14 protein-coding genes, 1 tRNA gene and 1 pseudogene are annotated in these 11,514 nt (G+C 65.8%); 3 read left to right on the top strand and 13 right to left on the bottom strand.

The features are described 5' to 3' along the window. The first annotated feature begins 3 nt into the window (after positions 1 to 3). Positions 4 to 1,203 carry an NAD(P)/FAD-dependent oxidoreductase gene (locus VB716_RS17075; protein ID WP_322758698.1) on the top strand — a complete coding sequence of 400 codons (1,200 nt, stop codon included), beginning with the start codon at positions 4 to 6 and terminating at the stop codon, positions 1,201 to 1,203. 110 nt (positions 1,204 to 1,313) lie between these two features. Here VB716_RS17075 and psaK read toward each other — a convergent pair whose 3' ends face one another. The 3 genes from psaK to VB716_RS17060 are packed head-to-tail and all read right to left on the bottom strand — an operon-like array spanning position 1,314 to position 2,324. Further along, entirely contained in the window at positions 1,314 to 1,571 is a 258-nt protein-coding gene (psaK, locus tag VB716_RS17070; protein WP_197155898.1) for a photosystem I reaction center subunit PsaK, read from the bottom strand. A 55-nt stretch (positions 1,572 to 1,626) separates the two neighbouring features. Beyond that, entirely contained in the window at positions 1,627 to 1,962 is a 336-nt protein-coding gene (locus tag VB716_RS17065; RefSeq protein WP_197155897.1) for a DUF3593 domain-containing protein, read from the bottom strand. Next, positions 1,959 to 2,324 carry a DUF2499 domain-containing protein gene (locus VB716_RS17060; RefSeq protein ID WP_197170277.1) on the bottom strand — a complete coding sequence of 122 codons (366 nt, stop codon included), beginning with the start codon at positions 2,322 to 2,324 and terminating at the stop codon, positions 1,959 to 1,961. Before VB716_RS17060 ends, VB716_RS17065 begins: the two co-directional genes overlap by 4 nt. A 56-nt stretch (positions 2,325 to 2,380) precedes the next feature. On the opposite strand from VB716_RS17060, the gene csaB reads away from it, so the two are divergent. Then, on the top strand, positions 2,381 to 3,421 hold the full coding sequence (gene csaB, locus VB716_RS17055; RefSeq protein WP_323271117.1) for a polysaccharide pyruvyl transferase CsaB: 1,041 nt from the start codon (positions 2,381 to 2,383) through the stop codon (positions 3,419 to 3,421). A gap of 36 nt (positions 3,422 to 3,457) precedes the next feature. Here csaB and VB716_RS17050 read toward each other — a convergent pair whose 3' ends face one another. The 9 genes from VB716_RS17050 to VB716_RS17010 all read right to left on the bottom strand — a co-directional run bounded on the left by VB716_RS17050 (position 3,458) and on the right by VB716_RS17010 (position 10,988). Then, complete coding sequence (locus VB716_RS17050; RefSeq protein WP_323271116.1) at positions 3,458 to 3,817, bottom strand: MliC family protein; 360 nt, start codon at positions 3,815 to 3,817, stop codon at positions 3,458 to 3,460. A gap of 246 nt (positions 3,818 to 4,063) precedes the next feature. Further along, positions 4,064 to 4,978: a metallophosphoesterase gene (locus tag VB716_RS17045; protein ID WP_322758701.1), complete on the bottom strand. Its 915-nt coding sequence runs from the start codon at positions 4,976 to 4,978 to the stop codon at positions 4,064 to 4,066. Positions 4,979 to 5,002: 24 nt separating this feature from the next. Next, positions 5,003 to 5,554, bottom strand: coding sequence for a peroxiredoxin (locus tag VB716_RS17040; protein WP_322758702.1), 552 nt, complete (start codon positions 5,552 to 5,554; stop codon positions 5,003 to 5,005). 70 nt (positions 5,555 to 5,624) lie between these two features. Then, positions 5,625 to 5,861 (bottom strand): 50S ribosomal protein L28, encoded by a 237-nt coding sequence (gene rpmB / locus VB716_RS17035; RefSeq protein WP_197155889.1) that lies wholly within the window; start codon positions 5,859 to 5,861, stop codon positions 5,625 to 5,627. Between the two features lie 120 nt (positions 5,862 to 5,981). After that, positions 5,982 to 7,931 (bottom strand): molecular chaperone HtpG, encoded by a 1,950-nt coding sequence (htpG, locus tag VB716_RS17030; protein WP_322758703.1) that lies wholly within the window; start codon positions 7,929 to 7,931, stop codon positions 5,982 to 5,984. Between the two features lie 225 nt (positions 7,932 to 8,156). Continuing rightward, positions 8,157 to 8,381 carry an indolepyruvate ferredoxin oxidoreductase subunit alpha gene (locus VB716_RS17025; protein ID WP_197155886.1) on the bottom strand — a complete coding sequence of 75 codons (225 nt, stop codon included), beginning with the start codon at positions 8,379 to 8,381 and terminating at the stop codon, positions 8,157 to 8,159. Between the two features lie 74 nt (positions 8,382 to 8,455). Continuing rightward, the gene (locus VB716_RS17020) at positions 8,456 to 9,628 is read right to left on the bottom strand and encodes an ATP phosphoribosyltransferase regulatory subunit (RefSeq protein ID WP_323271115.1); all 1,173 of its coding nucleotides are present in this window, start codon (positions 9,626 to 9,628) and stop codon (positions 8,456 to 8,458) included. 47 nt (positions 9,629 to 9,675) lie between these two features. Beyond that, positions 9,676 to 10,623 carry an inositol monophosphatase family protein gene (locus VB716_RS17015; protein ID WP_322758705.1) on the bottom strand — a complete coding sequence of 316 codons (948 nt, stop codon included), beginning with the start codon at positions 10,621 to 10,623 and terminating at the stop codon, positions 9,676 to 9,678. Then, positions 10,620 to 10,988 (bottom strand): 2Fe-2S iron-sulfur cluster-binding protein, encoded by a 369-nt coding sequence (locus VB716_RS17010; RefSeq protein WP_197170274.1) that lies wholly within the window; start codon positions 10,986 to 10,988, stop codon positions 10,620 to 10,622. Before VB716_RS17010 ends, VB716_RS17015 begins: the two co-directional genes overlap by 4 nt. 89 nt (positions 10,989 to 11,077) lie before the next feature. On the opposite strand from VB716_RS17010, the gene VB716_RS17005 reads away from it, so the two are divergent. Continuing rightward, positions 11,078 to 11,164: transfer RNA gene (locus VB716_RS17005), tRNA-Ser, on the top strand. A 228-nt stretch (positions 11,165 to 11,392) separates the two neighbouring features. Here VB716_RS17005 and VB716_RS17000 read toward each other — a convergent pair. Continuing rightward, positions 11,393 to 11,514: pseudogene (locus VB716_RS17000) on the bottom strand (IS1595 family transposase); the annotation flags it as partial.

The following is an 11,514-nucleotide window of genomic DNA, read 5'->3' as shown; positions in this document are numbered from 1 at the left end:
GCCGTGATCGACGGCGAGCATCTCACCTGCGACGTGCTGATCGTTGGAGCAGGGCCGTCTGGGGGCCACCTGGCCCGGCTGCTCGCGAGCCACGGTGTGGATGTGCTGCTGGTGGATCAGCTGCCCGATCTGAGGCGGGCGGCCTTCAGCAGTGCTGCCCTGCCGATCGAGGCTGTGGCATCGTTTGGCCTGCCGGCTGAAGTCGTGGCCAGCCGCTGGCGCAGCTGGCAGTTGATCGGTCCAGCCCAGGCCTCGCGCCACTGGAGCTCGGCCGTACCCCTGGGGGTCGTGCTCGACTTCGGCGCCCTGCGGCTCTGGTTGGCGGAGCAGTGCCGCTGCTGGGGGGGACGCGTCGAGCTGGGCCTTCGGGCCCTTGGCTGTCAGGAGGTGTCTGGTGGTCTGCTCACCCACCTGCGCCGCAGTGATGGTTGCCCTGTGGTTGTGCGCAGCAGCTGGGTGGTGGATGCCAGCGGCCAGGGGCGCGCCCTGCTGGGCGATCCGTCAGAGCTGGTGGTGGGGCGTGGCGTGGAATGGCTGCTGCAGGTGGATCCTTCGCCGGCGCAGCGCTGGGCCGATCAACTCACCTTCCTGCTCGGCAGCGACTGGGTGCCTCAGGGCTACGGCTGGGTGTTCCCGATGCAATGCGGCCGGCTGAAGCTGGGGGTCTGCCGCCTGGATCAGCCGCTCTGTGCCTCCTCCTCCAGCCGCCAGCGTCCCCTTGGGCCTGATCTGCAGACCCTGCTGTGCCGCCTGGATCTGGACGGTGCCCGGGTGCTGGACCGCCACGGCGGCCTGATTCGCAGCCGTATCGATCGCCGTGAGCCCCATGGCCGCGGACGCCTGATCGGCCTGGGTGATGCGGTGAGCACCGCCAACCTGCTCGGTGGTGAGGGGATTCGCCATGCGCTGGCCAGCGCTGGCCTGCTGGCGCCGCTGCTGTTGCAGGAGCGTGATCCTGATCGCCTGCGGCGGCGCTACCAGCGGCAGCTGAGCAGGCACTTCGGCTGGCGCTGGCCCCTGAGTGGCCGGCTGGCACGGCGCACCTGGCTGGCGTTGCGGGATCGCCGTGCTGATCACCGTCTGGAGAGGTTGCTGGCCGGCCTCGAGACCTGCGAGGCCGCCGATCTTTCCGCCCTGCTGTTCGACTACCGCTTTGAGCGGTATGGCCTGCGGGCGTTGCCCTATCTGCTGGGCTGGCGCTGACGACGTCGACGTCTGGCTGGATTCCGTCTCGGTCTGGTTCCCATCAAAAATGCGGTCCCTTGGGACCGCAGGCAGGCCAGGTCTCTGGCCTGCGATCTCAATCGGCGGGTTCAGACCACGCCGCGGGAGGCCAATCCGAGGATGGCGCCGATGCCGAAGATGTGACCCAGGCTGGTGGTGGCCAGCAGGGAGGCATGGCTCATGCCGCCGAACATGGCGGAGTTGGGCAGTTGGGCGCCCACATTGGGCTGTTGGATGGTGGCCTTGCCGATCGCGATGGCGATCACGTTGCAGACGATCATCACCAGGGCCACTTTCGGGGACCAGGAGATAGAGGCAGGGGCCAGAGCCAGAAGCGGAGCGATCATGAAGCAAAAGCCGACGACCCATCTTCCGGGCAGCGCGGCCTTCAGCCGATTCCCCTTAAGACTTGTTCATGCCGCCGGCGCTGCCTTGGCGGACGCTGCCCACGCCGGCGAAGCCCAGCAGCACCAGCAGGTTGCTGATCGTGAGGAAGCTCTCAGCCCCGCCGTGGAGCAGGTCGACGTTGGCGAGCTGGTCGCCGAAGCGCACCTGGGCGATCACCGCCGCCACGATCGTGATCGCCACGAACAGAAGCGTGGCCTGGAAGCCGCGCAGGGCCAGGCGCGGGAATCCACGGATCCTTGACGCCCACCAGAGAAAGGCCAGATAGGGCAGCAGGGAGAGCACGAACAGGGGTGCCGGATCGATACGGGCCAGCAGGGTCAGAACGCTCATGGCTGGCTGGTCGGCAGGGTGGGGCTGATGACGGTTCCGGGGGGTGAGACGTCGGCGGCACTGGCCGGCAGGGGCTGGTGGCGCCAGAGATTCCAGGCCGCCAGCGCCAGGGCGGAATTACCGAGGGCGGTGCATCCCGCCTGAAAGACCACCAGCCCATCCAGGGCCGGGGTGTTGTCGAACAGGTGCCAGGTGCAGGCCGCCATGGCGCTCACCAGGGCCGGCAGCATCGCCAGTGCCAGCCAGCGCCAGCCCCCCTCCTGGCGGCGACGTCCCCAGACCACCACCGCCACGATCGCCGCCATCCACTCCAGCACCGAGGTGATGTGGATCCACCAGGTGGGCAGGGACAGGGCATGCATGGCAAGGGAGCCCGCGGTGATCCGTAATGTACGGAGCCTGCCCGGGTGCGTGTTCCATGCAGGCCCTGCTCTGCGGTTATTACGGCGAGCACAACCTCGGCGACGACGCCCTGCTTCAGGCCCTGCTGGCCCAGCTTCCCTCGGGTTGGAGCGCCCTGGTCACCGCCCACGACGAAGCCGAGGTTCAGCACCGATTCGGTGTGAAGACGGTGCAGCGCCGGGGGGTGGCGGGGGTGCTGCGGGCCTTGGATCGCTGCGATGCCCTGGTGTTCGGCGGCGGCAGCCTGCTGCAGGACTCCACCAGCTTTCGCAGCCTTCTGTATTACGCCGCTCTGATCCTCAAGGCCCGCTGGCAGGGGAAACCGGTGATCCTCTGGGGTCAGGGCCTCGGACCCCTGCGCCGCCGTCGCAGTCGCGCCCTGGTGGGGTTGGTCCTGCCCAGGGCCACGGCGATCAGCTGGCGAGACCCGGACTCCGCCAGCCTGGCCAGACGCTTGGGTGCCAAGGGTCTGGTGGGCAGCGACCCGGTCTGGGGCCTGGCGGTCACAGCTCCTTCTGCGTCTCCGCAGGAGCGGCCGATCGTGCTCTGCTGGCGACCAGTGGCGCAGCTGCGGGGCGAGGCCTGGCGGCCCTACCTCGAGGCAGCCGCGGCCCTGGCCCTGTCGGCCGATCGCACCGTGCTGTGGGTGCCATTTCACCGGCACCAGGACCAGGGCCTGCTGGCCCGTCTTGAGGCTGAAGGATTGGTGCCGCCAGCCTTGCTGGAGCGCAGCCGCGAGCTGACGGTGCGCTGTCCAGAGGAGGCGATGGCCGTGTTCGCCCAGGCCGGTCTGGTGATTGCCATGCGCCTGCATGGACTGATCCTGGCTGCCCTGTCCGGAGCTCCCTGTGCGGCTCTCAGCTATGACCCCAAGGTGGCCGTTGCCGCAGCGGCGATCGGTTGTCCTTGTCAGGATCTGGCTGATCTGCCCGACTCTGCTGCCCTTCTCGCCTCCTGGCGCGCCCTGCTGGATGTGCCGATGGAGCGCGAGCGCATCGAAGCTCAGCGCGCTGACGCAGCTGTTCACCAGCAGCTCCTGGTCGAGGCCCTCCACTGAATCGCGAGTGGCATGGCTGCTGACACGAGCGGATTGTCAGGGGCGTTTCAGCCTGCAATCCTCCAGGCTGGTCTCCCAGCTGCCATCTGATCCTCGGGTCTGTGCGAAGGCTCCATCGCCCTTGACCCACCACACCATTGAGGCGTCGTCGCTGTAGCGGGCACCCGACCCGGAGACGATGTTGGGCAGGGTCTGCTGGCTCCCCCCAGGCAAGATCAGGCGGACAAAGGCAAGGCTGTCGTCGTTGAGGCTGTAATAGCTGGCTCTCACCTCTCCGCCGCCGCGGCAGCGATAGTGGGCTTGTTCACGCAGCTCCACACGCAGGGGTGCCGCCTCGGTCAGGGGAATCCGCCCTTTCAGAGACGCGGCCATGGCCGAGCCCGGCAACAGCGGCATCAAACCCAGGGCAAGGCTTGACCCGACCAGTCTCGGAAGCGTGAGAGTCGTCATGGAGACGGATCAGGATGGAGAGAAATCAGCATGGCGACAGCTCAGGCCGTGCAGTTCTGGTTGCCAGGCTGTTTCATGCAGGACCGCCGGACAGCATGCCGCTGGAGACCATGGACCAGGCAGCTATACCGCTGAAAGTCGTGCACCTGGATTGTGGGCTGAGGATTGTGAGCTGACAACGCGGGCTCGTGCTCAGGGTTGCGCCGTCAGTTGCACCTGATCGATACGCTGTCCCTTGCTGTCCCAGGCCCGCAGCTCAAGTTGGGTGGGAGTGAAATCGAGTTCAGCGAAGCTGTAGACACTGGCGGCCCGGGCGCTGCGGGCGTTGGCCTTGACCGGTCGCAGCCAGGCCCCAGCACCGCCCACCGTGAGGTAAGTGATGCCATCAATCGGCTTTGTGCGCTCGTAGTTGTGCTCGTGGCCGTTGATGTACAGCTGCACGCCGTGTCGTTTGAACAGTGGTGTGAGTCGATGGATCAGGTGCGGCTGGTCGCCGTAATGACCCGATGAGTAAATCGGATGGTGGCCTACCACCACCTTCCAGGGGGCCTTGGAAGCGCTCAGGGCACTCTGAAGCCAAGGTAACTGTCGGTTCCAGTCGGCGTTGCCATTGGTGTCGAGCAGAAAAAACTCCACCGGCCCTCGTCGCAGGCTGTACCACCGTCCTGCCATGCCGAAGGGTTTGTAGTGGAGCTGCGGAGTGCCGTTCGCGGTGCGGATGTCGTGATTGCCCAGCACCGCATGAAAGGGCACCCCCGCCTGAAGCAGGGCCCGGTAGGGACGCTCAAAGGTGGACTGCACCAGCTTGATGTTGCCGTCTGGGTAGATGTTGTCTCCGCCCATCAGCACCAGATTGACTGGCTCTCGGCGATGCAATGCGGCCATGCGATCGGCCACGGCCTTTTGATTGGCGTTGCCGCTGCCGCTGTCAGCGATCGCCAGAACCCGCAATCTGGTGGGCGGGCCCTGACTTGCAGACCGGCCAGACCGGGGAATGAACCAGGGCGCTGCTGCGATGGCGATGCCCAGAGAGGGCAACATTCTGAGCAACTGGCGGCGGCGCAGCCGAGGCAACTGGCCTTGCAGACTCCGGGGGAACGGGGCCATGGGGCGGATATCGCAGCCGACACCCTAGGGGTGTTTGCCCTGAATGCTTTGCAGTGCGCCCAGCACCTCCTGGCTGTGCAGGGTGGGGCGAACCGCCACCCAGCGCTGCCGCAGGATGCCGGCCGGATCGATCAGAAAGGTATGCCGTTGTGAGAATGGGGGGATCCAGGAGCCGTAGCGTTGGCTCACGGTGCCACCCGGATCAGAGAGCAGAGGGAAGGCCAGCCCTTCGCTGTCGCAGAAGGACGCGTGGGCCTCGGGATCATCGGCGCTGATGCCGACCACGTTGGCGTCCAGCGCAGCAAAGGCGGCCAGGTCACGCTGGAAGCCACGAGCTTCGAGCGTGCAACCGCCGGTGAAATCCTTGGGATAGAAATAGAGCACCAACCAGCGGCCGGCGAAGTCGGTGAGACTGCGGTGGATGATGGCTCCAGCCACGACGCCCTCAAGATCAAAGGCCGGAGCCTCTGTATCGAGCGAAGGAAGTGTGCCTCCCATTGCAAAAGCCTGCCTGGGATGTCCAAGCAGGCCAAGAGCCGCCATGGCCAGGCCTTGAAGAAGGGGTCGGCGATGCATGGCAGGATTCAGAACTTGATGGCGGCGTCAGCCTCAGCTGCCCCAGCAGAGCGGCCGGTGCTGATGCCCTTCAGATTTTGGCCAGGTTGACCCCCAGTTCGCGGGCATAGGCACCCAGGCCTTTCTTCTGAATGGTCTTGAGGGCACGGGTGGAGACCCGCAGCTTCACGAAGCGTTTGCCCTCGGCCCACCACAGGCGTCGCTCCTGGAGGTTCACCTGCTGAAGTTTCTTGGTGCGCACGTGGGAGTGGCTGACGGCCATCCCGTTGTTGGCGCGCTTGCCGGTGAGCTGACAAACCCGGGACATGACGTTCTACCGAAACAACACAACGCTCGGGCATCAACGCCCAAGCGAAGATCTTACCAAAGGGGCCCCAGGCATGGTTGGGGCCCCGGTTCAAGCTGGCCCGGAGGGCCGGATTCAGCTTCAGAGGCCCCGTTCCATCAGCCGGCCCATCAGATCACCGCTGCGCTGCTGGAAGCCCGCCAGCTGATTCGGCTCCAGACCTCCCACAGCCAATCGGGCCAGCTCATAGATATGGCGGCTCAGGTCGCTGGAGAGTTGCTGACTGGGGGAGCTGGCCGCAGCGGCGGGCGAGGTGAGAACCGCGCCAGCGGAGAGCTTCAGCAGGCCCTCCACAAGCCGGTGACGGCGGTTGATCACCAGCACGTGATGATCGGGCAATCCCGGCAGGCGCTGCTCCATCAGGGCGCCCATGTCGTTGATACGGCGCATCTGTTCCGGCAACAGGATCAGGGCGGCCGGGGCACTGTCGCCCTTGAGGGCCTGCACCTGGATGGTCACCCTGTCGTCGTTCAGGGCACTGCGGAACAGGTCTCGCAACTTTTCAGAGGCGTCTTTGCCATCGGCATCGGCCAGCTCGCTCTCCTGTTCCTTGAGGCTGTCGTCGAGTTCGGCATCGACCCGCTGGAATTTCAGCTCCTCGTGGCGGTGTTCCAGCCAGGGGATGAACTGGGTGTCGATGAAGGTGTCCGCCAGCAGCACCTCGGCGCCCTGGCTGCGCCACAGGGCCAGTGCCCCGGCCTGGCCGGCTTCATCGGTGCAGTAGAGGATGCGTTTGTCGTTGCCGGCAGTGAGGCGGCTGCGATAGCCGGAGAGCGTGGTGTAAGTCTTCCCATCGGTGGGGATGGGATCGAGGGCAGTTGCTTCGGCAGCGGCGTTGTCATCGGTATCGCTGGAGGGCGATTCAGCCGCAGGAGCCGTGGTGCCGAACAGCACCAGATCAGCCACCTGGTCGGCGAACTTCTCGTCTTCCATGGCACCGATCTTGATGAAGGGGGCAAGCGATTCCCAGATCTCGGCGTAGCGCTTCGGTTCGTCGCGATGCAGCTGCTTGAGCCTGTCGCCCACCTTCTTGGCCACGAAACCGCCGATCGAGCGCACCCGTCGGTCGGTCTGCAGGGCCGAGCGGCTCACGTTCAGGGGAATATCCGGCGAATCGATCACGCCGCGCAGGGGCAGCAGATAGCGCGGCACCACCTCCTTGATGGAGTCGCTCACAAACACCTGGTTGCAGTAGAGCCGGATCTCTCCCTTCTCCCAGTCGGCCCGGCCGCTGGAGCGGGGGAAGTAGAGAATTCCCTGGAGGTTGTAGGGGTAATCGGTGTTGAGATGCACCCAGAGCAGCGGGTCACCCTGGAAGGGGTAGAGATACCGATACAGCTCGATATAGTCGTCATCCTTCAGCTCGCGGGGGCTTTTGCGCCACGGCGCCTCCCGCTTGTTCACCGTTTCACCCTCGAGCTGCACCGCCACCGGCAGGAAGTCGCAGTAGGTGGTGATCAGGGTGCGGATGCGGGAGGGCTCGATGTATTCGAGTTCCTCCTCCATCAGGTGCAGGATCACATCGGTGCCCGGCTCGCTGCGCTCAGCGCTCTCGAGGCTGAAATTGGGCGAGCCATCGCAGCTCCAGCGCACGGCCTCGCTGCCGTCGCGGGCGCTGAGCGAGACCAGCTCCACCTGCCTGGCCACCATGAAACTGGAGTAGAAGCCGAGGCCGAAGTGGCCGATGATGGCGTCGTCTTCCTGCTTGTATTTCTCGAGAAAGTCTTCAGCGCTGGAGAAGGCCACCTGGTTGATGTAGCGCTTCACCTCATCGGCTGTCATGCCGATGCCGTTGTCGCTGATCGTGAGGGTCTTGGCGTCCCGATCGATGCGGATCTGGATCTCGCCTTCCGGACCTTCACTGCAATCGCCGCCCATGGCGGCCATGCGGCGCTTGCTGATGGCATCGACGCCGTTGCTCACCAGTTCCCGCAGAAACACCTCATGACCGCTGTAGACGGCCTTCTTGATGATCGGGAAGATGTTTTCTGTATGGATCTGAATCTGGCCTGTCTCTTCCAGCACCGGCATTGGTCAGGTTTGGATCACTGCTGCTGACCGTAGAGGCCTGGTGGTGAACTGCTCAAGCCATCAGAGGGAGGGGTCTCCGAACTTGTCGCTTGATGCCATCAGGACAACCTCACTGAAGCCACCACAACTCGAGAAGGTCGGTTCGGCCTCTCAACCGTCTTGTTCTTGTTGGGGGTCAGGTGCCTGGGAAGCGGGAGACACGCTGCCGTATGGATCCCCGCAGCCTCAGCCTGCTCGCTGGAGCTCGGGTTTCTCTTCCGGAAGGATGGCCCCCTCCACGGGGCATACCTGCAGACAGATGCCGCAGTCAATGCAGGTGTCGAAGTCGATCCAGAAAAAGCCCGTGCCCTTGCTGTTGGCCCCTTGGCCGGGATGAATGCAGGCCACCGGGCAGGCATCGACGCAGTCGGCCACGCCCTCGCACACATTGGTGACGATCGTGTGGGCCATGCAGGGTTGAACCGGTGGGCACTGATCCTAAGGATTGGCTTTGGGCCTCTGTGCTTCCGGCCACTCCGGGGCATTCAGTCCGGCAGCCAGATGGCTCCACGACAGCCGCGCTCGCGGGCGATGGTGTCGGCCTCGGCCTGGCTGGCACAGGATTTCGGGCCCAGTTCCGCCGCTTCCTCGGCGACGTGCAGTTGTTGGAGCCGCTGCAACGCCTTCGGCAAGCCGGCGCTGGTGCGACAGCTCACCAGCCAACGCGGCTCGGCCTGCCCCTCGGCGCTGCCCAGCAGGTCACGGATGGCATCGATCGCGAAGGCAAAACCCACCCCCGCCGCCTGGCCGGCATCGCTGCAGAAGCGCCCCACGAGCTTGTCGTAGCGCCCCCCGCTGGCGATGTCGCGGGGGGCGTCCGCAGCCTGGCAGACCAATTTGATCACCAGGCCGTCGTACAGGGCGAAGTGAGGCTGAAAGGTGGGATCGAGTTGCAGGGCCACTCCAAGTGATGCCGCCATCGGTGCAACGCTGGCCAGGGTCTGGGCGAGCTCGTTGAGCGGCTCGATCGGCCCGAGCCATTGCTCGAGCTGGTACAGCACCGCCGTGGGTTCTCCCCGTAGCCGCATCAGTTGCTGCAATTGGCTGCGCTGCCCTCCCAGCAGCGCTAGCTGGTCAAGGGCGAGGGGATCGAAGCTGGTGAGGGCCTGTCGCACCGCACCAGCCTGCTCGACAGGAATCGATGCCAGCAGGGCCGAGAGGATGCCGTGGTGCCCCACCAGCAACCGGGGCTGGTGGTGGGGCTGCAATCCCAGGGTGGCGGCTGCGGCGAGCAGCAGATGCAGCAGTTCCGTGTCTGCCGCGGCGGAGGGCTCCCCCAGCAGCTCCACGCCGCATTGCACCTGTTCGCTGATCCGCTGGTCGCCGCCATCGGCGATCACGCTGCGGAAGGTGTTGCCGCTGGCCCACAGCCGCAGGGGCCGTGGCCGGCCGGCCAGGCGCGTGCTGGCGGCCCGGGCGATCGAGGCTGTCAGTTCAGGACGCAGGGCCAGCGGATCGTCGGAGGCGAGCCGAACCATCTCGCTGGTGGCGATGGCGCCTCCGGCTTCGAGGGTGTCGATCCGCTCGATCGTGGGGGGGTCCACCTCCTGATACCCCCAGAGGCGGAACACACCAGCCAGCAGCTCCACCAGCCTGCGGTTCCTCTCCACCTCGCGCGGGTGGCGGTCCCGGGCGCCGGCGGCGGGTTGCAGAGCCATGGCGATCGGGCGAGGGAGAAGGCTGGGCGATCCTATGGACCGCACCGTCAGGGGCCATCCAGCTCAGGGGCTCCGAAGCTGGCGCCGCTCAGCGGACGGCAGGCGGCCAGGCCTGCCACCAGGCCACCATGCAGCTGGGGGCCGCAGGCGATCAGGCGACCACTGCTGAGATCGAAGGGACTGCCGTCGTAGCTGCTGATCAAGCCACCGGCCTGTTCCACCAGCACCACGCCGGCGGCCAGATCCCAGGGGGACAGGCCGCGCTCCCAGTAACCGTCCAGCCGTCCTGCCGCCACAAAGGCCAGATCCAGGGCGGCGGCACCAGCGCGCCGCACGCCGTGGCTGCGGTGGGTGAAGTAGGCGAACTCGGCGTAATTGTTATCAAGCCGGGTGGTGCGGTCGTAGGCGAAGCCGGTGGCCAGAAGAGCGTCACTGAGTCCCCCGCAGGGGCTCACCTGCAGTCGGTGACCATTGCACCAGGAGCCCAGGCCCGGTGCGGCCCAGTAGAGCTGATCAAGGCCCGGTGCGGCCAGAGCGCCGAGCAGCGGCTGGCCCTGCCAGGTGAGGCCCACGGAGGTGCCATAAAAAGGAAATCCATGGGCGTAGTTGGTGGTGCCGTCCAGAGGGTCCACACACCACTCGAGATCGCCGGAGCGTTGGCGGCGACCGCTCTCCTCAGCCAGCACTCCGATCTGGGGTGTTTCCGCCTCCAGAAAGGCCAGCACGGCGGCTTCGGCGGCCAGATCAGCCTCGGTGACCAGATCGCCGGCGCGACCCTTCTCGCGGACCTGCTCGAGCTGACCATCAAAGCGCCGCAACTGGGTGCCACCGGCCTCGGCGGCGCGGCGGGCGATGGCCACCAACCGCTCCAGCTCGCCGAGGGAGAGGCCCGAGGCCGCCAGGGCGTCACCGGACACCGACAGCGGCGGACTCACGAGACCATCGGTCCGAGCGTTCGACGGGGCGGTGGGCAGGGAGCTGGTGGAACCGCTCATTCGTCGTCGAGGGGCAGGCCGGGACGCACCTTGCCACGGCCGAAGAACCGACCGAACTGCAGGTCATAGACCTCGTCTTCGTCCTGGGTTTCGACTTCAAGCGGTCCGAGGGCCCTGGCCACGCAGAGCAGGCCGTAGCCCTTGGCGCGTAGCTCCCGCGACAGCCCCAGGGCCTCGCGCTGGTCGATCTCCCCGGACAGCACCCGCACCGCGCAGGCCGTGCAGCAGCCGTTACGGCAACTGAACGGCAGCGGTTCACCCTGCTGCTCGAAGCTACGCAGGATGTACTCCCCTTCCGGCACCTCCCTGCGGATCACCCGGTTGGCCTGACGCCAGTGGACCGTGATCGGATGGCTGCGGGTCATGAACAGGAACGCTGGAGGGGCGGGGTCGATGGGCGGGAAGCCGCCGGACCTGCTGCTACATTGCCACTTGGTTGCCCCATTTTGCCCCCGGAGAGGTGGCCGAGTGGTCGAAGGCGCAGCACTGGAAATGCTGTATAGGGGCAACTCTATCGAGGGTTCGAATCCCTCCCTCTCCGTTACCTCCGCCGGCTCTTGAAGCCGGCTTTTTTTATGGATGACCGGAGCGATGTCTGCACAGTGATCCTTGCCCCTGATCCTGGCGATCGTGGTCTGAGTTCATTCGGATTAGGCCTTGAATGCGCCTTACATTGCGAGCTTCAGGGCATGCCTGCCATCGTCGTCGTTGCGGCGCAGTTGGTTGCAGAGGCGGCATCTTGAGCGATTCCTCCCATTGTCCCTCTTGATTAGGTAGCAAGCTCCGCCCTCCTCAGGAGGTGTTCGGGTCGTGCAGTGCAGAGACAGGCCGCCTGGAGCACTTGATCGGTCATCTCTTCCAGCTTGAAGCGGTGATTGAAGCGGAAGCTGA

It is taken from the genome of Synechococcus sp. CCY9201 (genome assembly GCF_034931105.1).
GTDB lineage: Bacteria > Cyanobacteriota > Cyanobacteriia > PCC-6307 > Cyanobiaceae > CBW1002.
This window is presented reverse-complemented; position numbering and strand designations above follow the sequence as displayed.